This window comes from Paenibacillus tuaregi (assembly GCF_900086655.1).
GTDB lineage: Bacteria > Bacillota > Bacilli > Paenibacillales > Paenibacillaceae > Fontibacillus > Fontibacillus tuaregi.
Genome location: NZ_LT575476.1, coordinates 4,054,484 through 4,076,294, shown reverse-complemented (window position 1 = coordinate 4,076,294; position 21,811 = coordinate 4,054,484). Strand labels below are relative to the sequence as shown.

Here is a 21,811-nt window from a genome sequence, read left to right as displayed (position 1 = left end):
CCAGATAGAATGGAGGGATACTATAAATTGAGAATGCTTAGGGATCTTGCAAAGAACCGGGGCTTGTATTCGATGGCGATACCGGGAATCATCTTTCTCGTTGTCTTCTCCTATATTCCTCTGTCCGGACATTTGCTGGCGTTTAAGGACTTTCAGATCAGCAAAGGCATATGGGGCAGTGATTGGGTGGGGCTGGACAACTTTCGCTTCTTTTTCTCCAATCAGGATTGGATACAAGTGACAGTCAATACGGTTTATTTAAATGCGCTGTTCATTATTTTCGAGATGGTCTTTGCGCTTCTTATTGCGCTCTTCTTGAATGAGATTCGCTTGAAATGGTTTAAACGTACAATCCAATCCGTCGTTTTCCTTCCTTATTTCATTTCCTGGGTTGTTGTAGGGTATATGACATTCGTTCTGTTCAACAATACAGACGGCATGATTAACCGCGTGCTCAGCATGAGCGGACTTCAAGCCGTTGATTGGTACCAGACCCCATGGGTATGGCCGATTATTCTAACCTTAACGCGAATCTGGAAGAGCGCCGGTTATTACTCGATTATTCTGCTCGCTGCCATTGCCGGTTTCTCTTCCGAATATTACGAGAGCGCCCGCCTGGACGGGGCCACACGGCTGCAGCAGATGAAATACATAACGCTGCCCTTGCTGAAGCCGCAGATTATCATTCTTGTCCTCTTGGGAGTCGGACGGATCTTCTATGGAGACTTCGGCATGATCTATGGAATTATCGGGGACAACGGAGTTCTATTCCCGACGACCGATGTCATCGATACGTATTCATATCGGGCTTTAAGGCAGCTTGGCAATTTCAGCATGTCCTCGGCTATCGTGTTCTACCAGTCTATCATGGGGCTTATCGCGGTCGTTTCGTTTAATGCGTTAGTTCGAAAAATTGATAAGGACTCCAGATTATTTTAAGAGGCTGTTCGAATTTCACAATATACAAAGGGAGGTGAATTCCTTATGAATCGTCCGGTTGCTCTGATTCCGCCCGCAGGGGTCCGGCGAACAAGCGGTTTCTCCGATAAAATGGTGGTGTGGTTGTTCGGACTGTTTTTGATTCTATTTGCGCTGGTTTGTTTGTTTCCTTTCTGGCTGATGGTCATCAATTCGTTCTCAAGCAGCCGAAGCTTGGCGGTGAACGGATATTCCATATGGCCGGATGATTTTACGCTGGAGTCATATCGGTTCCTCCTTCAAGGCAAGCAAATGTTTGCCAGCTATGGCATCACCATTGTGGTAACGGCCATCGGAACCGTTATCGGCCTTGTTGTTACCGCGTTGTTTGCTTACGTGCTGGCTCATCCGAAGAACCGATACGGCGGTTTCCTCTCGTTTATGACCTATGTGCCGATGGTCTTCGGCTCGGGACTCGTCGGCTTCTATCTTCTGGTCGTTCAGTGGCTGCATTTGAAGGATACGCTGTGGGCGCTTGTGCTGCCTTACGTCATGAATCCGTTCTTTGCGTTTATCTTAGTTTCGTTCTATCGCTCGCTGCCTTATGAGTTGAACGAATCGGCATACATTGACGGCGCCGGGGAGTGGACGATCTTCTTCAAAATTATCCGTCCGATCTCGACGCCGGTTATTGCAACGATCAGCTTGTTCTACGCACTGCAATATTGGAACGATTGGTGGCTGTCGCTTCTGTTCATCGATAACAGCGATATGTACCCGCTCCAGCTGCTTCTTCGGCAGCTCATGTCACAGATGCAGCTTACGTCGCTCAATCACGGCAATGTGTTGACGCTGCCGCCAGCAGAAGGGGTCAAGCTGGCAACGGTATGCCTGACGATCGGTCCAATTATACTGGTCTATCCGATGGTTCAGAAATATTTTGTCAAAGGTTTGACTCTCGGCTCAGTGAAAGGCTGAGTATAAGGAATTCCTGAAAGCCTGATTTTTTGAGCTCGCAATAAAAGATGATGATTGGAAGGGAGTAATCGATATGGCCAAATCAAAACGCAAGTTCTTGATGCTGGTACTGCTCGGATTAGCCGTAGCTTTATCCGGATGCGCTGGCGCCGGCGGGGATAAATCCGCGCCGGGCGATTCCGGAGGAACCGGGGCTTCATCCCTTGAGCCGGTCACCTTGGAGGTTGTCATTCCGGGGGCGAAGGGGGCTAACTATGATGAGGTGCTGGCAGAGGTCAACAAGAGATTAAAAGCCGAGATTAATACGCAGGTTAAATTTACATTTGTTGACTTTGCTGATCTAAATCAAAAGACCAATGTCATGCTGGCGTCGGGAGAGAGTGTGGATTTGATGTTCGACGCCCCGTGGCTGCATTTGGACACGATGGCTTCCCAGGGCTATTACGAAGAACTAAGCGGACTTCTGGACCAATACGGCCCCAATGTGAAAAAGACGAGGCCGCAGCAAATGTGGGACGCGAACAAAATTAACGGCAGCATCTACGGCGTTCCCTTGGGAAGCGCCTATACCCAGCAGAGATCGGTGTTCATCCGAAAGGACCTGAGGGAGCAGTTGAACCTGCCGCCCGTCAAAACGTATGAAGATTTGAAAGCTTATCTCTACGCCGTTCGTGATAGTAAGTCCGGTATTACGCCTCTCCTTGCAGGCGCAGATGACGTTACCTACAGCTGGGTCAACTGGCTGATCCGGGACGATACTAGCGTCAACATTCGTCCGACGAACTTTGCTGGAGCCAGCTTGATGCTGTATTACAAGGGCAACGATGGAAAGGTCTACAACTTCTTTGAAACCAAGGAACCTAAGATCTGGTCAGGCATACAGGATGTCCGCAAGCTGTTTGTGGACAAAGTCATGTCGCAGGACGTCTTAACGAATAAGAGCAGTCCGGCGGAAATGCAGCTTCAGAATAAAGTAGCGGCTACGCCCCAAATGGCTTTTGGCATTCCCCAATCGTTCAACGACCAACTGAAGCAGGTTGTGCCTGACGGCAAGCTGGAAGCCGTTCGTCTGTTTGATCTGACTCCTGGAAAGAACCTGTCCAATTTCAAAATGGATAACTTCATCTGTATTGTCAAGACGAGCAAGCATAAAGACCGTGCGATGATGTTCCTCGATTGGGCGAACCGGCAGGAGAATTATGATTTGTTGGAGCACGGCATCGAAGGTGTTAACTGGAAACCGACTGGCGAGCATCAGTATGAAACGCTGAATAACGATGGTGGTATCGTCTCGTTCCAGCTCATGTTGAATCCTACATTAGAGCGGGAATGGGCCGGTACGGACGAAGAGACTCAGAAGTACAGTCAATTCATTACGAAGGCCGATAACTTTACCAAGGACATCCTCACCGGCTTCACTTTCGATCCAACGCCAGTGAAGAATGAAGTGGCCCAGTTCGCGACCATTCAGGCCAAATATTATAGCGGATTATTCAACGGTGCGCTTGACCCGGACCAATACTTCGCCCAGTTCAAAACAGAAGGCGAAGCGGTGCTGGGGAAAATCCATACTGAGCTGCAGAAACAGGTTGATGCCTTCCTGGCAAAATAGAAATTACTGCTCATCTGAATAACAACCCGCACAAAGGGGGCCGTCCTAGAAGACGGCCCCTGATTTTGTTTAGGAGCTGGGTTTGTGTTCGGAAGGCTCCGAGAACAAACGCCCACCCCCATTGCTGTTGGTTTTGGATTTCTTGAATTATTATTTTCTAGTGGATAATGGGGTGTTGGGGATCCCTTTCCTTTATTAGAATCGCTGGGCAACTTCCTTCGCATGGGCGATTGCTTTTTCTTTAATAGCCGGAGCTTGCTCCGAGGAGGCCGTTCCTTCAACAAAAATCCCCTCAATCGATTGAATCCCGTAGAAACTCAGGATCTTATTCAGATAGCTGTAGCCCATTTCAATCGAAGCAAGAGGACCTTCCGAATAAACGGAACCGCTAGCTTGAATGTGTAAGGCTTTCTTGCCGGGCAACAGCCCTACTGGACCATTTTCGGTATATTTGAAAGTTTTGCCCGGAACTGAAGTCGCATCCGTATATGCTTTCATAACCGGTGGAATCGAGAAATTCCACATAGGAGAAACATACACGTACTTGTCAGCAGCCACAAATTGCTCAAGAATTTCTTCATGACGGGCTATTTTTGATTTTTCGGCATCAGACAGCTGATCGAAAGAAGAACCAGACCGAATCTTCCCCCAACCACGTAGAACATCGGCATCAATCTGCGGAATATCCTCTTGATACAGATCCAAATGAACCACTTCATCGGTTGGATTGGCTTGGCGATAAGCTTCAATAAATTCTTCCCCTACCGCGAGACTGTAAGAGGATTGGGAATCCAGGGGATGTGCGGTGATATACAATACGGTTGCCATGAATGGAAACTTCCCTTCTGTAGTTATATTAAATTTACTTTATGGGTTAATCATATAATATATATTTCGTTTGAGAAGTACGCACATAAATGTGGTATAGTATTAAAAAAGGTACTGTAATGGAGGAAAGCGTATGGAAAAGAACCCTGCCCAATGTCAATTTGTTGTGGCACTGGATTCAATCGTCGGTAAATGGAAGCCGATTATCCTTTATCATTTGCTTCAAGGTGAACCTTTGCGGTTCAATGAGCTAAGAAGATTGCTGCCCGATATCACTCAAAGGATGCTTACGCTTCATCTGCGCGAATTGGAAGAGGAAGGGATTGTTAGCCGAGTCATCTATCCGCAAATCCCGCCGAAAGTAGAATACTCTATCACGGAATACGGCAAGAGCCTGTCTCCGATTCTGGAATCCTTACATCAATGGGGAGTGGCCCATGTTAAGCGAAAGCAGCTCCAAATGGCCAGTAGTGAACAGAAAGAAACGGACTAGCGTTTGACATTACGCTAGTCCGTTTTTTTCTGCATCGAGAACCGCCGATGCGATTCACCACGCACCACCTCGTTCACCATGCCGACGAGGTGGGCTCTGCGGAATTCTCTTCTAAAACCGTGGATACCTTTTTGCGGGTTGGTTATGCTCTAATGGCTGCCAGTAGATGAGGTTGGATTGAAACAAATCTGACGGATCGTCCCGGCCAATTGTTCGGCCATTTGCCGATGCTTCTTGATGGAGGGATGTCCGCAGCCACCCATACCGTCTTCCGGCCGCCTGATGAGCGGGAATTCCACGAAATGAATGTTGTCGTCGCCTTCTTCGTTGAGTCGCTGGACGAGAGCCTTCAAATGGGGAGCGGGATCAAGCGTCATCGGACCGATTGCGCAGAACAGTGGGGCGGACGGATATCGGTGGCGAATGAAGCCAGCCAATTTGCGGTATTGTTCAAGGTAATCTGAAGGCTGGATGGGCGCGGACCAGTCATTGGTCCCCAGATTAATGACAATTATTTCAGGATGAAACGGGTCCATGGCTTCTTGATCGAGATAAGGACAGAGGGTTTCCATAAAATAATCTGACATACGGCCTTCCTTGGAACCGCCGAAATTCTGATAACAGCCAGTGCCGGACGCGCCTACAATTAAAGTTTCGGCGTTCAGCAGCTCACCGGTCAGCGAGCTGTAAGCAAGCGCGATATTTTCCCGTGAGGCATCACAGTCGCATGGAATCTGTGCCTCGTTGCCGAAGCCGCACGTAATCGAATCGCCAATGATGAGCAGCCGGTGAGGCAGAGGAGATGGCGGATTTAGAAAAGTTCCGCCTTCCGCTGTTAAGTCGGTAAATTTGATGCTGCCGAATGCCGCCTCCGTACGCTTCTGCAGCGTTAAAGTATGAGGCGCATCCTCCAGGTCGTCCGCAAGCTGGTACAGCCGGTTATCCGGATCGATTCTCATCACCCGTACCGGGAGATCGTCGATATAGACGTTAACCCAGCTTTTCCCCTCGCCATTGACGTCCTCAATTTCGGCGGTAATTTCCCGGCCTTGAAAGCGCACGGTTATCGCACTGCCGGGAAGAAAGCAGGAGATTCCATCCTGCTCTTGACGGAAGAGCCCGTGTCTCAGACTTGAGTTTAAAAAGTCGAATTTCATAAAACACCTTCCTCTCGTGGATCGATTTGAGTTCAAGAAGTTATGCGTAAGGGTTCTCACATGTAGAGTCCCGGAGCACCAATGAAACCCCAGACAATATTTTTGTGCTGCCACGATGGGTACTGCCCTGAATAACCTGGTTCAGTAAATTCGCGGCGTTTCTGCCGATTTCTTCGAAATCTTGCCGAACGGTGGATAATCCGATCGATAGATTGCCGGCATGATCCCAATCGTCAAATCCGATGACGGAAACATCCTGTGGGACTTGAATGTCCCGGCTGGTCAGCTGCTCGATCATTTCAATGGCGAGCTTGTCGTTGGAGCAGAACAAAGCGGTGACATCCCGCTTTATTACGCTGTCAGCCAATGCATCATAATCCATGTGGGTCAACAAATGATCGTCGGTTACCGGGAGTCCTGCCTGACGCATAGCGCTGCAATAGCCTGCGAACCGCTCCTGCTCAGAATGAAGGAAGAAATGGTAGCTTGCGAATTTTATTTTGGTGTGCTTCAGGCGGATCAGCTCCCGGGTGGCCAGGATTGCCCCATCATAGTTGTTGCAGCCGGAAAAATAGCTCGGATGATCCACATTGTAGCGGTCTACCAATAGGTAGGGGATGTTGTTTTGTTCGATGAGCAGGAAGTTATCCCTGCTTTGGATCGGATCGAATGGATAAATCAGGAAGCCGTCGACCTTCCGGTCCAGCATTTTCTGAATAGAGGCACGTTCAACGGCCAAATTTTCGCTGCTCCATTCCACAATCAAGGAGTAACCAAATTCGGCTGCGGCTTGTTGCGCGCCCTTGATGATCTTCAGATAAGAGACATCGTAATTGTCCTCTGCCGATAAAATGAATGCGATCAAACGGCTTGAATGGTCTAGGGCTATAGCTCCGTTGACAAAAGAGCCCTTTCTTTTGATTCTCGTGATCACACCCTCGTTGGCCAGTTCTGTCATCGCTTTTCGAATCGTTATCCCGCTTACTTGGAATTGTTTCATCAGATCCTCTTCGCTCGGCAATTTATCGGCGGGTCGAAGACCGCCGGCGTGGATCTGCTGCAGCAGTGCTTGCTTTACCGTCTCGTACTTCGGCTCGTTCACAAAAACTCTCCTCTTTCTCCTGAATCAGTATCTGGCATTATAAATAGTTAATTAAAGTATACTTTAATTTTGTGGATGATTCAAGAATGTTACCCGATAACTATTCTACTATGTAATAGAATAACAGAAAACTCAGGGTTTTGTTGACCAAATATATATGTAGTGATAGTATTAATATATATTATTTATATATTAAAGTATACTTTATTTTTAGTGTAATGCAAGAATTCTATTTACAGAAGTTGAGAGGAGGAACTGCTTTGGAGTTTAGCTTTCCCACATGTACCAGGCTGATGGGGAGATTTGATCTCGCCGAGAAGGAGAATCCGAAATGTGGTTGGGTAAACAGCGCTGTTTTTGTTGCCTTCCGGGGTACGGCCATCTCGATGACGGCCGAGGATTCCAGTGGCCAGGATTACGTTGAAATTGTAGTGGACGGCGTCGCCTGTAATTGGATCAATCTGAAGAAGGGAGTTCATGAATACATCATTGAGCAGGGGCTGCCGGATGGTGAACATACTTTGGAGATTCACAAGCGTACAGGGATTCTGACCGGCAGTATTGTGTTTCATCAATTTTCTCTGCCTGACGGCGGAAGCTTCCTTGCCCCTCCAACCGCAAAGCCCGTCAGGCTTGAATACTTTGGCGATTCTATCACGGATGGAGCCGGGATCGGCCATCCGCATGAGCTCGCTGAAGCTCCGCATCTGGATGATGGGTACATGTCTTATGTTGGAATCAGCGCCAGAATGTTGAACGCGGAATATCATACGATGGCCATTTGCGGGATTGGCGTCTGGCAGGATGCGATAGGGAACAGACAGGGATTGTCCGAACACTTTTCCGGGACGCTTGGCAAGGGTACGGCGCCGTGGGACTTTTCCCGGTATATCCCGGATGGGATCGTCATTAATCTGGGTCAGAACGATTATTCCACGCCAATCGATGATGAGGAGTATATTGCCGCTTATATAAAATTCATTCAGGATATCCTGGGGAAGTATAACGATCCTTATGTCTTTTGTTGTGTCGGAACGATGAATAACAACTATCTCGCCAGTGTGAATAAGGTGGTGTCCTATTTCAATCAAGGTGGAAACGGGAAGGTATTTGTGGTTGATTTAGGATTGATTCATCCAGAGGTGGAAGGATGGGGCGGACGATACCACCCCGGATATCAGACGCATTACCGAATGGGCTGGGAGCTTGCTTCTTTTATATCCGCCAAGACCGGCTGGGAATTGCTTAAGCGTCCGTCGATCGCTACGGAATGCGTGTTCTGACTTCTTGCCAGTTATAAATTCGGCCTTACTTTTGAACAATTTTTTCAAGCTCGTAATTTTGTCACTTGGTGAACCACTCTGATTGGAGAATGGCATATTGATACTCATCAACCCAAATACCTTTGGACATATAATTTTGGAGCAAATGGCCTTCACGCCTCATTCCTAAACGCTCCAGAACTTGAATGGATTTTTTATTTCGCACATCGGTAAAAGCGATCATTTTATGTTTGTCCAGCGTTCCAAAAACATAGTCAAGCAGGGAGCAAAGGGCTTCGTGCATATATCCTGTTCCTTGATATTCCGGTGCAAGAGTAAATCCGAGCTCCACTATTCGAGGTTCGGCTCCAAGTGTATGAATGGCGCAATCTCCGATTAACTGATTGGAATCAACCAAAGCAATGGCGTATTGAAACCACGTTCCGGGTTGGTCAGGGCTATGCGCCATCTGCTTTCTAACAAACGCTTCAGCATCTTCATACGTATAATTCTCCCAAGATTGAAATCGGGAGACAGCCGGATTAGCCCGGTATTGATAAAATGACTGCACATCATGCAAAGCAAATTGCCGAATAACAAGGCGATCGCTAACCGCATATACACCGCTTGAATTTTCCATAAGGTAACCTCTCTTTTCTCGGTTAAATGATTCCCAAACCGTTTTGGTGGTTCTTAAACCGTTCTGCTCTGAAAAAAATCAATAAGCCATTCCGACAACTGCTAGCGCATATTCAGCTTGCGCAACACAGCTCTCATTCTGGTGCAAATAGTGGAGGTCAATGCCGTTTGTATGCTGGTCTGCCCCTGTGACGTTTGCTCCTGTAATGATTGTTATTCCATCCTCTTTCAGTTGGCGAACTACAGGTGCAGCAAGCTCCCCTTCGAACCCGGGCAATACTTGTTCGCAGCCCTCAAGTATCGTAACTTTCGTTCCAAATCTGGCAAACATCTGCCACCCTATAGATGAGTCTAATTTCGACCCATATGATGGCCACTTTGAAAAAAATGACCCGCAGGAGGGTCATTTTTTTATTTTGAATTACTCAAGTTATGGCTAACATGTTATACATTTTCATTCTACGTATGTCGTCTCGGGATATTTTGAGTTCATTGATGAGTTCCTGATTTTCGGTTAACGGGTATCTAGAAAACAGCATTTTAAGGGCGATCGGCATAAAGGGGCGAAAAGAGACTCCAGACATCAATCCCCATTTTTGTTCCGATTCAAGAAAAGAGGCCAGAATGTTGATCGTCAATTTCTCCAAAGGTGTAGCTTGGTTCGTTAAAATCAGAGTTGTTAGCGTGTCATAATGCTCGGTATGGCCTGAATACGAATTTTCGCATTGCCAATATTGGTCGAAATCGCGAACGTTCATATATAACATGGTTTTATAACCGGCTCCGCTGGTTTGAGGAAAGATATCAACCACGCATCTGATGAGTTTGTTTATTCGGCCGTCGTAGAAGTAGGAGTAAAAGCGGTTAGAATTTTTGAAAAAGGTGTTAGGCATGTTCTCGATTAATGGAGACGGTTTTTTGGGTTCAGCGCACAATAGCTGCTCCACCTGTACATTTAAAGCAGCCGCTATGGCATAGAGCGTATCGATATCCATGGCGATATCTCCGGTTTCATATTTGGAAACTGTGGCTTTGCTTTTGTAAATGATCCTCCCCAGCTCCTCTATGGATATCCCCTTATATTTGCGGATGCTTCTGATTTTCTTACCCACTTCCCGGCTGAATGTAGGTGTCACGTGATCTCTCCTTCGGTTGTTTCTTATGAATAGACAAAGTTGTGATAACAGGTGAATTGAATTCTGTTTTTGATAAGTATATCACAGATCATATTAAAAATTTATTATTGCGAAACAAAAACAACTGAATGTTTCGTCTGGCGAAATTATTGCTGTTTTGAGTGGGTTACTTTAGATATGAAATAATACAAAAACAGAACGCTTAAATCGCACGTGGAAAGAGGGAGTCATCGTTATGAAGTATAATTTTGACGAAATTATTGATCGTAGAAATACGAACTCTATGAATACAGACGGATTTCGGGAATACTTGTTTAAAGGGAGAGAGAACTTGAATTTTCCTTACAAGGATGACGAATTTGTACGCATGTGGATTGCGGATATGGATTTTGCGACTCCCCCCGAAATTATTGAGGCGATACACAAGCGGCTTAATCATCGCATCTTCGGCTATAGTCAAGTATTTGATCCTAATTATTATGCGGCCCTATCGAATTGGACAACACGTATGTACGATTGGACGTTCCCCAAGGAGCAGCTGGTAACCTCCCCAGGCATTATCCCTGCACTCTATGAGTTATGTGAATATATCTGCAAGCCGGATGAAAAAGTGTTGATTCTAACGCCTTCGTATGCCTTTTTCCAATCCGCTGTGGAATTCAATAATCTGGAGCTGGTTTGTTCGGAACTAAATAATGAACAGGGGCATTATACGATAAACTATGCCGATCTTGAAGCCAAAGCAAATGATCCGAAGGTCACCTTATGCATCTTCTGTAACCCGCACAATCCAACTGGCCGACTTTGGAAAGAAGAGGAACTGCGGGAAGTTGGCGAAATTTGTCTAAGGAATAATGTATGGATCATTTCGGACGAAATACATTGTGATTTGCTTCGAAGTGGTCTTTCTCATACGCCATTTGCCAAATTGTTTCCGCAATCGGATCGAATTGTTACCTGTATGGCTCCTAGCAAAACGTTTAACATGGCGGGTCTGATGTTTTCCAATGTCATCATTCCTAATAAGATGCTCCGGGAATTATGGCTTTGCCGGCACTATTCCTTCAAAAATCCATTGAGTATTGCGGCCACTCAAGCAGCCTATGAACATGGGCAGCAGTGGCATAAAGAGTTATTACAGTATCTTGATGATAACTTCAAGTTTACGGATGAGTTTTTAAGTAAATACCTTCCTGAAGCTGAATTTAAAATCCCCGAAGCCACTTACCTGGCGTGGGTCAATATTAGTAAATATATTTCGGGAGAAGAAGACCTAACAGGCCTTTTCGCTGCCCAAGCAGGTGTGCTTCTGGAGGGGGGGAGCATGTTTGTTGATCATGGCCATGGATACATCCGTCTAAATCTGGCATGCCCGAGAGCTATTCTGAAAAAGGGGCTGCAGCGTATTGCTGCATTCTTGAACAGTTACCGGGCCAGTCATTCGATATAGAAAATAGCCTGGGGACAAGGTGCAAAACGAACCTCAATGAATACAGTCAGCAGCCGTTCATAGATGAACTGTACCAGACAGCTCAAACCTGAGCGGCTGCTTTTTATTATTCCAAGGCAGTCTTCTGGATACCTAAAGTGGCTGAATTCGAGCGTTTAGACCGAAGGTTACTGTTAACAATCCCTGAACCCACATGCGGCATTCCAATTGATAACAGTAGGGGAAAGGACTTGAACGTAAAGAAACCACACAAATGACCAGCAAGGCCTTTGTGTGGCGAAAATAGAGTTGATCTCTAGAAAAGTCCAATTAATCTCCAAATAGGTTTTAGATATGATGTCCAGTATGGGGAACAGCAGAAAAGCAGATTTTGAGAATTGTCAAGAAACTCCGTTATTAGGCCTGCTCGTCGGCCGATGGACCGTACATACCGGGCACCGGAATATCGAGAAGCCGCAAGTATACCCCTAGCTGTGCCCGGTGGTGGACCATGTGGCTTAATCCGAAAGTGCGGAGCGCGAGTGCCCGCGGTGCGCGGAGGATGATATGGCTGCCGTGGCGCAGAGTCCATTCCTCACCGAGTGCTGTTTCATCGCATTCAGCGAGCAGCTTTTCAAACTTGCCAACGTTCGCGTCGAATTCTTCCAGAATGTCAGCCCGTCTTTCCAAAGCCTCCCGCCGCTGCGGAATGGTTGATAAATCAAGCTCCGGGTACTCAAAAATTGCGATTTGCCAATTGAGCAGGTTGACCAGATGTGTAGCCAGCCCACCGAGCGTCATGGATTTCTCATGCGGCTTCCACGACATATGCTCCTCGGGCAAGCGTTCCAGAATGCGGCGCGTAGTGCTCAGTTCATTCGCTGCGTCGCCGATGATCAGTTGTTTAACCATAAAATCCTCTCCCTTCTTAAGGTCAAGCATACTACAAGTTCCGGCACGGTGGAAAGTTTGGTCCTGTCTGCAAATTATGTAGGATTTACTGCAAAAATAGAATGAACATTTCCCTCGGGATCACCGAAGAAGCCAGTCGTATGCCCCCAAGACTTGATCTGTGGAGCTGTGACATCAACGGCTCCCTTCGAAACGAATTTATCGTATAAGGCGTATACTTGATCTGGCGAGTCACATTCGAAATTCAGCTCGACGGCCTGACCTTTCCGGCTTTCCTTAAAAGAAGCATAGCCGTTGGTGTTGTCCGCCATTAATGATTTAGAGCAAATGGCCAATCTCACTCCTGAATTGTCGAATTCTACGTAATGCTCCTCCTCTATAACAATAGTAAATCCCAAGACTTCCTGGTAAAATCGGGCCAACCGCGCAACATCGTCAGCTAGCAGTGTAAGTCCTTCCAGTTTTACTTTCATTATGTTATCACCTCCAATTTGAGTTTAGCATATTATCCATTGATGTAATATACTGCCACTCCAGAGAACGAATCTGTGAGATGACACAGTACATTAAGAAACTTCCCTAAAATGGATACACCGTGGACAGGGGGCATAGGAGATGCGAGAATATAAACGTCTCGCGAGGCGCGACCTTGATGAATACGGAGGAGTTATAATGAATACCAACCCTGTATCGGAATGGACAGTGTCCCATTTTCCATTATATACGCTGGAGAGCATCGAATCGCTCTACAGCACCACGAATCAACCAGCTTACCGGATTAAGGAGAATGCGGCGGTGTTGATTGCGGTTGCTGGTGGCAGCGCAGTTCTTACCTGCCGGGATGAGAGGTACGAGCTTATGAAAGGGAGTGCTGTTCTTCTTCCTGCACATGAGGAAGCAGAGCTGGCTGCTGCCAATCATCTGAATCCCCTTCATGCCTATAAGCTGACCATCCATACCCTAGAACAGATCAGATCCTTTCCTGAAGAGGTATTGACCCAAAAAAGCGGAATCAGTTCGAATGCTCAAATCCATTTTTTCTCTTATGAATCTGAGATTACGGCCCTTGCAGAGAAGCTTTACAGGTATCGTATGCCTGAAGGGGAAGTTCGTCATGTACAGAATCAGATTTTGTTTCATCAGCTTCTCCTTATCCTGCTGGAGAGGATGGATGTCAAGCCTGTTGCAGATGAGCAGTCCTCCATGGAGCGCAGTATTACATATTTGGAACATAACTTTCATGAAAAGATCACGCGGGAGCAGCTAGCCCATATCGCCGGGGTGAGCAGTTCGCACTACTCCATTCTGTTCAAGCAGCTAACTGGCTACTCACCCACAGAGTACTTGTCTCGTCTGCGTGTTCACCGGGCTAAGGAACTGCTGCTTGACGGGCACAGCACGCTTAGGGAGATCGCACAAACGGTAGGGTACAAGGATGAATTTTATCTCAGCCGCCGTTTCAAAAAGCAGACGGGAGAGACGCCTTCCGGTTATAACGGGAAGTTCCTCCAGCGGGTGGCTGTGTTGCTTGCTCCTTATGCTGCTCACTTGATGCTGCTTGGCTTGGAGCCAGCCGTCATCATTTCTGAAACCAGCGAATATGTCCAATCAGCGGGTCTCAAGTCGTTGCAGACAGCTGTTTATGTTAATACGGGCTGTACGGTTGAACAGATAAATTCGGTACTGGATGTCAACGGGATCGAAGTGGTTTTTGCCGCAGACCTGCATATGAGACATCTGGGGCTAAGCCCTGAGCGCCTGCGGTTATCAGCACCCATAGTCCATATTCCGTGGATGGAAATCGGATGGAAGGAGCAATTTCGTCTCCTTGCTCATTACATTCAGAGAAGTGATCAAGCTGAGCAATGGCTGGCTGACTTTGAACAAGAGGAAGAAAGCGCCCGTATACTGGTTCAGCAAAGCAAAGTTGCTGATGAAGTTATTATGCTTCTGATTATCAAGCCAGAAGAGATAAGGGTATATGGAGCACGGAATGCAGGTTATGTCATGTACCGGTCTCTGGGACTACGGCCGCCGGTCAGAATTGCCCAGGAAATAGACAAGCACGGGGAGCAATTCCATTCGATAGGCATCCAGATGTCCGAGTTGGAAGACTATGAGGCAGACCGGATACTGGTCATCGTATTTCCGGATGAATTAGGTTCCACGGCACATTCCGAGAGAGTGTTTGCTTCACCTGGGTGGAAGAACCATCGTGCCGTTCAGGGAGGCGGTGTCCATCATCTGGTTATGGATGAATGGATCCCTTATAACCCGGTTTCGATTCGGCTGCAGCTTGAGCGGGCGGTTGTTTTATGGACAGGCAATCAATAGTCCAAGCTCTTTTCCAAACAAAAAGGCATGGTTCGGTGCGGAAGGTATTCATATAATTAGGGGAGTAATTGAGAATGATTTTCATGATCAATTGAATGAAAACCTCGCAATGAAAAGGGAGAGACTCTTGGAATGAAAAAGTTGTGGATTCTGTTTGTTCTAATGTTAGTATTGCTGTTAAGTGCTTGTGGGGGGAGCAAATCTAACAAATCCGATACAGTCAGCGGTTCATCAGCGGGAACTTCCGGAACTGAAGCCGGAAATTCGGCATCTAAGCCGGCCGCAGGTGCTTCGGAGACGGGGACATTTACCTATCAATCGGAAAGCGGGCCTGTAGAGGTTCCAACCCATCCGCAGCGTGTCGTTGTCCTAACCCGGTTCTTGACAGGAAACTTGATGGCGCTTGGCATCCCTCTGGTTGGGGTGGACGAAATGTCTAAGGAGAATCCGAACTTTGCCGACAAGCTGGCTGATGTAGAGGCGGTTTCGGATGAAAGCCTGGAGAAGATTATTGAGCTGCGGCCTGATCTTATTGTGGGGCTTTCCGATATTAAGAATGTTGACAAGTTCAAGCAAATTGCTCCAACAGTGCTGTATACATACGGCAAGGTGGATTTCTTGACCCAGCAGCTGGAAATTGGGAAATTGGTGAACAAAGAGAAAGAAGCGAAGGCTTGGGTGGATGATTTTGATGCCCGTACGAAGAAGATTGGGAAGGAAATCAAAGCCAAGATCGGCGAAAATGCAACGGTTTCGGTGATCGAGACGTTCAACAAACAACTTTATGTTTATGGTGAGAACTTCGGACGGGGAACCGAAATTTTGTATCAGCAGTTTGGACTGAAGATGCCTGAAAAAGTGAAACAAACCACGAAAAAGGATGGCTACTTTGCCTTATCCACAGAGGTGCTGAAGGATTACATGGGGGACTATGTTATTTTTAGCAAAAATACCGAGGAAGATAACTCGTTCCAGAATACTCAAATCTATAAGAATCTTCCTGCCGTCAAAAACCAGCATGTATTCGAGGCGAATGCAAAGGCGTTTTACTTCAATGATCCGCTCAGTATGGAATATCAGCTGGATTTCTTCGTGAAGAGCTTTCTTGGCCGTTAATTTAACCAGGGTACAGCCTGCTGTGTTAAGACAATAATATCGTAAAAAAACAGGTGCAGTTTTCTTATGTAAGAGGAGAAGGCTGCACCTTTTACCTGTGCACTTAGATATAAGCTTTAATGCAATGGGATTAACGTAAAATTCTCTTTTTGCAGAAATTCGATGATAGGTGCCAGAGCTAATATGGTTTGCGTTCGATCTCCCCCGCCATCATGCATTAAAACTATTCCTCCGCTACAAATATTGTTCTTAATATGCTGCAGAATTTCTTCGGCAATCGGACCAGCCCAGTCTTTAGTATCAAGACTTCTATTTGTATCCTGTGACCAATAGACAGTTTTATAATTCATCTCCCCAGCAGCCCGTAATACCAATTCGTTAAATTCTCCATAAGGGGGGCGGAACAATTTAGGACGAATACCTGTCGCCAGTATAATTTCTTGTTCAGTTCTTGTTAGTTCATCATGTATTTCCTCATAGGTTAACGTTGTCAGGTTGGGATGAGAATAGGTGTGGTTACCAACGGTATGGCCTTCAGCAGCAATTCGTTTGGCTATGTCCGGATAATCCCTTACATGCTCACCTAGCAAAAAAAACGTTGCTTTTATATTATATTCGCCAAGTATATCCAGGATTTTCTCAGTATATAAAGCATGGGGGCCATCATCAAAAGTCAAGGCTACTTCCCGTTTATCATAGTCTGTATGCATAAGAACTTGTTTGAGGAGTTTAAGCACAGTGGTAATCACTCCTTATATGTTTATTAAAAATTCTAATTACCAAATACAACCGCATCATTACATTTCGATGGAGCAGGAAAGAACTCCTCTAGTAATCATGAAAAAAGAGAAACCCACTGTCTCATGACGTGGGTTTCCCGACAATCTGCACGTCCTTAGGACGTAATTTCTTTCCTGGCGAAACGTACCGGCTATTATTCATTTGGAGCCTTGTTCTCTTAACCTGCCAAAATGGTACGGTCTTTTTTTGTTGATCTTCGCTCGGTAAGGAAATATAGCAAAGCTAGAAGTGGCAGGATGGTTCCAATAAGGGATGTGAGATTCCAGCCTCCCTGGGTATAAGACCAGGCCCCCAAAGATGAGCCGATAGCACCGCCTAAGAAGAAGATGGCCATGAAAAGTCCATTCAGCCGTCCCCTTGCTTCACTTCCCAGCGAATAAATCACACGCTGGCTGGTCACCAGATTCCCCGACACCGCCATATCGAGCGTAATTGCCGATACAAAGAGAAGAATCAGAGCAGGGGTTGAGGAGCTTTGGAACAAATGGATAAGCAGAAAGGACAATACAGCAACAATCATGGCGGCCCCCGTTAGCATTTTACTCCAGCCTTTATCCGCTAATCTTCCGGCAATTGGCGCAGCTACTGCCCCACCCACGCCAACCAGCGCAAACCAAGCAATACCGATTTGAGACATTCCGAAATTATCAGCTAAGTGTAGAGGCACGACAGTCCAAAATAAACTGAAGGCTCCAAATAAGAAAGCTTGATACAGTGCGCGGCGCCGTAATGCCGGCGTTTGTCGTAATATAGTGCCTAAAGAGAGAATTAGTTTGCCGTAGCGTACTGTGGGGAGTGGCTTACGTTCGGGAAGTGCAAAGGATAGCAGTATAGTTAGTAAAGTGATCACAATGGCAGACAGAATAAATATAGCTCTCCAGCCCCAAAGACTGGTGATAAAACTTGCCAACGGCCGGGCGAACATAATTCCGAGCAGGAGTCCACTCATCACATTACCGACCACACGGCCGCGTTGATTCTCGGATGATAGATAGGCGGCGAACGGCACTAGAATCTGGGCCACAACAGAACCAATTCCAATAAAAAGAGATGCGGTCAAAAAGAGCGATGCGTTAGGTGAGAACGCGGCAGTTAACAATGCGCCAATGGCTATGATTAACATGACGATCGTAAGGCGCCGGTTCTCAACGATGTCGCTCAGCGGTACGATGAACAGCAGGCCGGCTACATAACCGATTTGGGTCACTGTGACGATTAATCCTGCGGTTGAGGAAGTAAGACCCGTTGCATCACGGATAGGCCCCACCAGGGTTTGGGCGTAATACAGATTGGCAACAATAAGACCGCATGCAGCTGCAAGCAGAAACATCATCCAACTGGAGATAGAGCTGTCTTGTTTACCTTGTTCTTTTAACATAAATATCCTCCTCAATAAATACTGAACGTTTAGTTTTGTATTTCTTGATTTAAATAATATACTGAACGTATCGTTTTGTAAATAGGCTTTTTTTCGAATTTCATTTTTTGTATACTAAACGTATAGTTTATATAGTGATGAAACGGAGAAAAGCAAAGGAGGAATTCATATGCAGGGGAAAAGAGGCCGTCCACGTAATATGGAAACGCAAAGCTCCATCCTGTCCGCTTCTTATGAATTATTGCTGGAAAGCGGCTTTGGAGCGGTAACGGTAGAAAAAATCGCTGAACGTGCTCAGGTAAGCAAAGCCACTATTTATAAATGGTGGCCCAACAAGGCCGCCGTGGTCATGGACGGGTTCCTATCCGCTGCGGCAGCAAGATTGCCTGTACCGGATACAGGTTCGGTATTTCAGGATATTCTGGAACATGCCACGAATATGGCCAGGTTTATGGTAAGCCGTGAAGGTTCTATTTTTCTGGAGATTATAGGTGAGGGGCAGGTTGATTCTGCACTCGCTGAGGCATTTCGAACACGTTATATTCAGCCCCGGCGGCTTGAGGTCCGGGATATTATGACTAGAGCCCTTCAGCGTGGAGAGTTGGAAAAGAATGTTGATATCGCATTATGCACGGATCTCATTTACGGGCCGATATTCTACCGCTTGTTAGTTACGGGGGACCCGATTAACGACAGCTATGTAGAGCAGATTGTTACCCATGTTTTTAAAGGTATCCAATCGACTTGATGTCGCATGGTTATCTGTGGTGAGTGTACGCCCATTTTCACCTGTAGAAATGCCTGCTGTTTCACTATGGATTAGATTTTTATGTCGAGTCTGGTGGATAGAGCGAAATAACAGCGTAGAGCTGGGGAATTGACTTTAATCATGTATTGGATATAATATACAAAATACATCAAATTCGAGGATTGGGAGAGTACCTGTTAATTCAAGTCAAAGCGAGCCGGAAATGGTGAGATCCGGTACTGGGCTGACAGGGAAACGGACCCATGAGAATGACTTCTGAATCCTGCAGTAGGAAGTCACGGCTAAGACCGTTATCTTTTGAGGTGGTTAAACTTAGGTTTAACAACAAGAGTGGTACCGCGAATGCAGAAGCCTTCGTCTCTTTTATTAGAGATGAGGGCTTTTTATTTTTAATAAAAGGAGGTCTATTCGGGATGATCAGTCAATTGTTAGTTAGCAGCATCGAACATGCAGTGGAACATGTGTGTGACGAACTAGGGGTCAACGGTAAGAATGGAGTGAATTTAGGGGTTGAGCAGCCTGATCTCCTAGAACATGGTGATTATTCAACGAATGTTGCGATGCAGCTGGCTAGAGTGTTAAGGAAACCACCCATTCAAATAGCAGCCATGTTGAAGACTAAAATGGAACAAGACAATCGGATGGGAGATTTGATAAGCAAGATTGAAATCGCCCAACCGGGCTTCATTAATATGCATATCGATTGGAAGGAATGGTCCCAGCGGAAGTTTGAGATGCCCCTAAATAAAGGCGATAAGGTTGTCATTGAGCATACGTCTATTAATCCGAATAAATCAGCGCACATTGGTCACTTAAGAAATTCCTGTATCGGTGATGCTCTCGTGAGACTTTTAACTAGAGCCGGGTACAATGTCGAGGTGCACAATTATATAGATGACCTGGGGAATCAGCTTGCCGACACGGTAGTGGGGCTTTTGAACATCCCCCATAAGGAGGAGCATACACGTTTTGGGGATTTCTGTTGGGATATATACTCAAGAGTTAATAAAGAGTATGAGTGTAATCCTTCATTACTTGAACAAAGAATCAAAGTTCTTCATTCGATGGAAGAGGGAGGCGACAATTTAGCTTGGGTTGGCGCACTTGCGGCCGAGCGGATTGTACGTGAGCATCTTGACGAAATGAACGGGTTCGGCATTAATTATGATCTTTTGGTATGGGAGAGCAGCATTGTAAGGGAAGGATTCTGGGCATCCGCATTTAATTTGCTGAAAGAAACAGAGCAATTTCACCAGGAAACTTCAGGTAAGCTGGAAGGCTGCTGGGTACTAAAACAGTCCACAGCTAATTCGGAAGGCCAGGAATCGGAACATAGTCCAGATAAGGTTCTGGTGCGTTCTAACGGAATTTTAACCTATACAGCCAAGGACATCGCTTATCATCTATGGAAATTTGGCCTGCTTGAACAGGACTTTCTGTATAAGCGCTTTTCGGAGGGGCTCTGGACTACAAATGTGAGTGGAAGCCCATCATCCTTCGGCAGGGCAGATCTTGTTATCAATGTCATCGACCACAGGCAGGAGTATCCACAAGCCATGGTCAAACAAGCTCTTGAAATTCTAGGATATACCGATCAAGCTAACAAGCTTCGTCATGTCAGTTATGGGGTGGTTTCATTAAGTCCTGGAGCAGCGCGGGAGCTAGGCATAGACACATCGGACGGCAAGACGTCATATGCCATGTCTGGTAGACAAGGAATCGGGATCAAAATTTCCGAGCTGCTTGATCTTATGGAGGGAATTATCGAAGATAGACGCCCGGATAAAGCCGGCCTATCCAGCAGAATGATTGCCGCTGCTGCCATTCGGTATTACCTTCTGAGGTTCGGGTTATTAACAGAAGTCGTCTTTGACATCAAACAAGCAACTGAAGTGACAGGCAATACTGGAGTATATTTGATGTATTCTTTTGCCCGTGCAGTGAGTATCTTGGACAAAGCCGAGGCTGAGGCGGATATAAGGCCAGAAGCAGCGGAATTGAAGTTTGAGCTGGAAATAGCCGAACATGCGTTGCTCAGACATATCGCAGCTTGGCAGGACACCCTGTTCACAGCCTGCAATGAACTGACTCCCAATACAATATGTAATTATGCATATGAGCTGGCCACTTTGTTCAATAACTTCTATGCCGCATGTCCGATTCTGAAAGCTGATGATGACACAAAAGCGCTTCGACTTTGGCTTACGCTAAAATTCAAGGAAACTCTCGGAGATGCACTTACCGTACTTGGACTTCCAACGCCAAGCCGTATGTAAGGGAGTGTTATTATAGAGTTAACTTTCGCATTGAGGTACGGTTATGGACACAAATTATGAATCGTTAAGGGATCTGGCTTGCAAGGCTATGGTCTCGGATGAAGAGTGGAAATTGTTTGCCGAGCGTTCGCGTGTAAGGGAGGTCCGGAAGGGGACTTGTCTGGTGGAAACCGGTGAGATGGTGATGTATGCCTATTACTGTGCTTCCGGTTTATTCCGTTTGTTCTACCCCCTGCCGGATGGCAAGGAGTATAATGTAGCTTTTACTTTGGAAAATGATTTTGCCACCTCTTATGGGGCTATGGTGAAGCGAATGCCATCCTCCTACACCATTGAAGCTCTGGAGGATTCTGTAGTTATTGAGATTTCATATGAGTCCTTACAGGAAATTATGGACAGCTGCCATAGCTGGGAGAGATTTGTCCGCAAGAGTGTGGAGCGCTTGTATATCCGAAAAGAAGAACGTGAACGTGAACTATTGTTCCTGTCCGCACTTCAAAGATATGAGGCGTTCCTGGTTAAGTACCCCGGACTGGAGAACAGAATTCCTCAATATCATGTTGCCTCTTATTTGGGCATATCTCCAGTCTCGCTAAGCCGGATGCTGCGTGCAAAACGGGCTTAACCTATGTTAATGCGGATTCGGATGCCCTGCATTACAATATCCTCAT

21 protein-coding genes and 1 other annotated feature are annotated in these 21,811 nt (G+C 46.3%); of the genes, 11 read left to right on the top strand and 10 right to left on the bottom strand.

Features of this window, described 5'->3' with window-relative positions:
* Nucleotides 1-27: 27 nt before the first annotated feature.
* The 3 genes from BN6628_RS18255 to BN6628_RS18245 all read left to right on the top strand — a co-directional run bounded on the left by BN6628_RS18255 (nucleotide 28) and on the right by BN6628_RS18245 (nucleotide 3,508).
* Complete coding sequence (locus BN6628_RS18255) at nucleotides 28-939, top strand: ABC transporter permease (protein ID WP_082926968.1); 912 nt, start codon at nucleotides 28-30, stop codon at nucleotides 937-939.
* Between the two features lie 45 nt (nucleotides 940-984).
* Entirely contained in the window at nucleotides 985-1,896 is a 912-nt protein-coding gene (locus BN6628_RS18250) for a carbohydrate ABC transporter permease (protein ID WP_068619803.1), read from the top strand.
* A 73-nt stretch (nucleotides 1,897-1,969) separates the two neighbouring features.
* Nucleotides 1,970-3,508: an extracellular solute-binding protein gene (locus BN6628_RS18245; RefSeq protein WP_068619802.1), complete on the top strand. Its 1,539-nt coding sequence runs from the start codon at nucleotides 1,970-1,972 to the stop codon at nucleotides 3,506-3,508.
* Between the two features lie 195 nt (nucleotides 3,509-3,703).
* Here the strand turns inward: BN6628_RS18245 and BN6628_RS18240 are convergent, their stop codons facing one another.
* Entirely contained in the window at nucleotides 3,704-4,336 is a 633-nt protein-coding gene (locus BN6628_RS18240; RefSeq protein ID WP_068619801.1) for an FMN-dependent NADH-azoreductase, read from the bottom strand.
* A 133-nt stretch (nucleotides 4,337-4,469) separates the two neighbouring features.
* Here BN6628_RS18240 and BN6628_RS18235 point away from each other — a divergent pair, with 133 nt between their 5' ends.
* Nucleotides 4,470-4,829, top strand: a complete 360-nt coding sequence (locus BN6628_RS18235; RefSeq protein WP_068619800.1) for a winged helix-turn-helix transcriptional regulator — start codon at nucleotides 4,470-4,472, stop codon at nucleotides 4,827-4,829.
* A 149-nt stretch (nucleotides 4,830-4,978) separates the two neighbouring features.
* On the opposite strand, the gene BN6628_RS18230 is transcribed toward BN6628_RS18235, so the two are convergent.
* Together BN6628_RS18230 and BN6628_RS18225 are read right to left on the bottom strand one after the other, a co-directional pair.
* Nucleotides 4,979-5,986 carry an SGNH/GDSL hydrolase family protein gene (locus BN6628_RS18230; protein ID WP_068619799.1) on the bottom strand — a complete coding sequence of 336 codons (1,008 nt, stop codon included), beginning with the start codon at nucleotides 5,984-5,986 and terminating at the stop codon, nucleotides 4,979-4,981.
* A gap of 40 nt (nucleotides 5,987-6,026) precedes the next feature.
* A complete protein-coding gene (locus tag BN6628_RS18225) occupies nucleotides 6,027-7,088 on the bottom strand; it encodes a GntR family transcriptional regulator (protein ID WP_068619798.1) in 1,062 nt (353 codons plus the stop codon).
* 260 nt (nucleotides 7,089-7,348) lie between these two features.
* Here BN6628_RS18225 and BN6628_RS18220 point away from each other — a divergent pair, with 260 nt between their 5' ends.
* A complete protein-coding gene (locus tag BN6628_RS18220) occupies nucleotides 7,349-8,371 on the top strand; it encodes an SGNH/GDSL hydrolase family protein (protein WP_235847665.1) in 1,023 nt (340 codons plus the stop codon).
* Between the two features lie 61 nt (nucleotides 8,372-8,432).
* Here BN6628_RS18220 and BN6628_RS18215 read toward each other — a convergent pair whose 3' ends face one another.
* The 3 genes from BN6628_RS18215 to BN6628_RS18205 all read right to left on the bottom strand — a co-directional run bounded on the left by BN6628_RS18215 (nucleotide 8,433) and on the right by BN6628_RS18205 (nucleotide 10,125).
* A complete protein-coding gene (locus BN6628_RS18215; RefSeq protein ID WP_068619797.1) occupies nucleotides 8,433-8,990 on the bottom strand; it encodes a GNAT family N-acetyltransferase in 558 nt (185 codons plus the stop codon).
* Between the two features lie 78 nt (nucleotides 8,991-9,068).
* Nucleotides 9,069-9,320: an NAD-binding protein gene (locus BN6628_RS18210; RefSeq protein ID WP_068619796.1), complete on the bottom strand. Its 252-nt coding sequence runs from the start codon at nucleotides 9,318-9,320 to the stop codon at nucleotides 9,069-9,071.
* A 94-nt stretch (nucleotides 9,321-9,414) separates the two neighbouring features.
* The gene (locus BN6628_RS18205; protein ID WP_068619795.1) at nucleotides 9,415-10,125 is read right to left on the bottom strand and encodes a helix-turn-helix domain-containing protein; all 711 of its coding nucleotides are present in this window, start codon (nucleotides 10,123-10,125) and stop codon (nucleotides 9,415-9,417) included.
* Between the two features lie 235 nt (nucleotides 10,126-10,360).
* Between BN6628_RS18205 and BN6628_RS18200 the strand changes: the two genes are divergently transcribed.
* The gene (locus BN6628_RS18200; RefSeq protein ID WP_068619794.1) at nucleotides 10,361-11,575 is read left to right on the top strand and encodes a MalY/PatB family protein; all 1,215 of its coding nucleotides are present in this window, start codon (nucleotides 10,361-10,363) and stop codon (nucleotides 11,573-11,575) included.
* A 396-nt stretch (nucleotides 11,576-11,971) separates the two neighbouring features.
* Here BN6628_RS18200 and BN6628_RS18195 read toward each other — a convergent pair whose 3' ends face one another.
* Both BN6628_RS18195 and BN6628_RS18190 read right to left on the bottom strand, forming a co-directional pair.
* Nucleotides 11,972-12,466: a DinB family protein gene (locus tag BN6628_RS18195; RefSeq protein ID WP_068619793.1), complete on the bottom strand. Its 495-nt coding sequence runs from the start codon at nucleotides 12,464-12,466 to the stop codon at nucleotides 11,972-11,974.
* Between the two features lie 74 nt (nucleotides 12,467-12,540).
* Nucleotides 12,541-12,939 (bottom strand): VOC family protein, encoded by a 399-nt coding sequence (locus tag BN6628_RS18190; RefSeq protein ID WP_068619792.1) that lies wholly within the window; start codon nucleotides 12,937-12,939, stop codon nucleotides 12,541-12,543.
* Nucleotides 12,940-13,138: 199 nt separating this feature from the next.
* Between BN6628_RS18190 and BN6628_RS18185 the strand changes: the two genes are divergently transcribed.
* Both BN6628_RS18185 and BN6628_RS18180 read left to right on the top strand, forming a co-directional pair.
* Nucleotides 13,139-14,800 (top strand): helix-turn-helix domain-containing protein, encoded by a 1,662-nt coding sequence (locus tag BN6628_RS18185; protein ID WP_068619791.1) that lies wholly within the window; start codon nucleotides 13,139-13,141, stop codon nucleotides 14,798-14,800.
* Between the two features lie 132 nt (nucleotides 14,801-14,932).
* Complete coding sequence (locus BN6628_RS18180; protein ID WP_068619790.1) at nucleotides 14,933-15,916, top strand: iron-hydroxamate ABC transporter substrate-binding protein; 984 nt, start codon at nucleotides 14,933-14,935, stop codon at nucleotides 15,914-15,916.
* A gap of 116 nt (nucleotides 15,917-16,032) precedes the next feature.
* On the opposite strand, the gene BN6628_RS18175 is transcribed toward BN6628_RS18180, so the two are convergent.
* Together BN6628_RS18175 and BN6628_RS18170 are read right to left on the bottom strand one after the other, a co-directional pair.
* Nucleotides 16,033-16,653, bottom strand: coding sequence for a polysaccharide deacetylase family protein (locus tag BN6628_RS18175; protein WP_082926967.1), 621 nt, complete (start codon nucleotides 16,651-16,653; stop codon nucleotides 16,033-16,035).
* Between the two features lie 221 nt (nucleotides 16,654-16,874).
* Complete coding sequence (locus tag BN6628_RS18170; protein ID WP_068619789.1) at nucleotides 16,875-18,095, bottom strand: MFS transporter; 1,221 nt, start codon at nucleotides 18,093-18,095, stop codon at nucleotides 16,875-16,877.
* A 169-nt stretch (nucleotides 18,096-18,264) separates the two neighbouring features.
* Between BN6628_RS18170 and BN6628_RS18165 the strand changes: the two genes are divergently transcribed.
* From BN6628_RS18165 to BN6628_RS18155, 3 genes are all read left to right on the top strand, one after another.
* Complete coding sequence (locus BN6628_RS18165; RefSeq protein WP_068619788.1) at nucleotides 18,265-18,843, top strand: TetR/AcrR family transcriptional regulator; 579 nt, start codon at nucleotides 18,265-18,267, stop codon at nucleotides 18,841-18,843.
* Between the two features lie 169 nt (nucleotides 18,844-19,012).
* Nucleotides 19,013-19,229, top strand: a binding site (T-box leader).
* Between the two features lie 48 nt (nucleotides 19,230-19,277).
* On the top strand, nucleotides 19,278-21,140 hold the full coding sequence (locus BN6628_RS18160) for an arginine--tRNA ligase (RefSeq protein ID WP_068619787.1): 1,863 nt from the start codon (nucleotides 19,278-19,280) through the stop codon (nucleotides 21,138-21,140).
* 43 nt (nucleotides 21,141-21,183) lie between these two features.
* A complete protein-coding gene (locus tag BN6628_RS18155; RefSeq protein WP_068619786.1) occupies nucleotides 21,184-21,765 on the top strand; it encodes a Crp/Fnr family transcriptional regulator in 582 nt (193 codons plus the stop codon).
* Nucleotides 21,766-21,811: the final 46 nt, after the last annotated feature.

Coding starts and splice junctions, on each gene's coding strand:
- BN6628_RS18190 (WP_068619792.1), bottom strand. CDS start 12,939: ATGAAAGTAAAACTGGAAGGACTTACACTGCTAGCTGACGATGTTGCG.
- BN6628_RS18245 (WP_068619802.1), top strand. CDS start 1,970: ATGGCCAAATCAAAACGCAAGTTCTTGATGCTGGTACTGCTCGGATTA.
- BN6628_RS18170 (WP_068619789.1), bottom strand. CDS start 18,095: ATGTTAAAAGAACAAGGTAAACAAGACAGCTCTATCTCCAGTTGGATG.
- BN6628_RS18180 (WP_068619790.1), top strand. CDS start 14,933: ATGAAAAAGTTGTGGATTCTGTTTGTTCTAATGTTAGTATTGCTGTTA.
- BN6628_RS18215 (WP_068619797.1), bottom strand. CDS start 8,990: ATGGAAAATTCAAGCGGTGTATATGCGGTTAGCGATCGCCTTGTTATT.
- BN6628_RS18200 (WP_068619794.1), top strand. CDS start 10,361: ATGAAGTATAATTTTGACGAAATTATTGATCGTAGAAATACGAACTCT.
- BN6628_RS18235 (WP_068619800.1), top strand. CDS start 4,470: ATGGAAAAGAACCCTGCCCAATGTCAATTTGTTGTGGCACTGGATTCA.
- BN6628_RS18240 (WP_068619801.1), bottom strand. CDS start 4,336: ATGGCAACCGTATTGTATATCACCGCACATCCCCTGGATTCCCAATCC.
- BN6628_RS18160 (WP_068619787.1), top strand. CDS start 19,278: ATGATCAGTCAATTGTTAGTTAGCAGCATCGAACATGCAGTGGAACAT.
- BN6628_RS18210 (WP_068619796.1), bottom strand. CDS start 9,320: ATGTTTGCCAGATTTGGAACGAAAGTTACGATACTTGAGGGCTGCGAA.
- BN6628_RS18195 (WP_068619793.1), bottom strand. CDS start 12,466: ATGGTTAAACAACTGATCATCGGCGACGCAGCGAATGAACTGAGCACT.
- BN6628_RS18250 (WP_068619803.1), top strand. CDS start 985: ATGAATCGTCCGGTTGCTCTGATTCCGCCCGCAGGGGTCCGGCGAACA.
- BN6628_RS18155 (WP_068619786.1), top strand. CDS start 21,184: ATGGACACAAATTATGAATCGTTAAGGGATCTGGCTTGCAAGGCTATG.
- BN6628_RS18230 (WP_068619799.1), bottom strand. CDS start 5,986: ATGAAATTCGACTTTTTAAACTCAAGTCTGAGACACGGGCTCTTCCGT.
- BN6628_RS18185 (WP_068619791.1), top strand. CDS start 13,139: ATGAATACCAACCCTGTATCGGAATGGACAGTGTCCCATTTTCCATTA.
- BN6628_RS18165 (WP_068619788.1), top strand. CDS start 18,265: ATGCAGGGGAAAAGAGGCCGTCCACGTAATATGGAAACGCAAAGCTCC.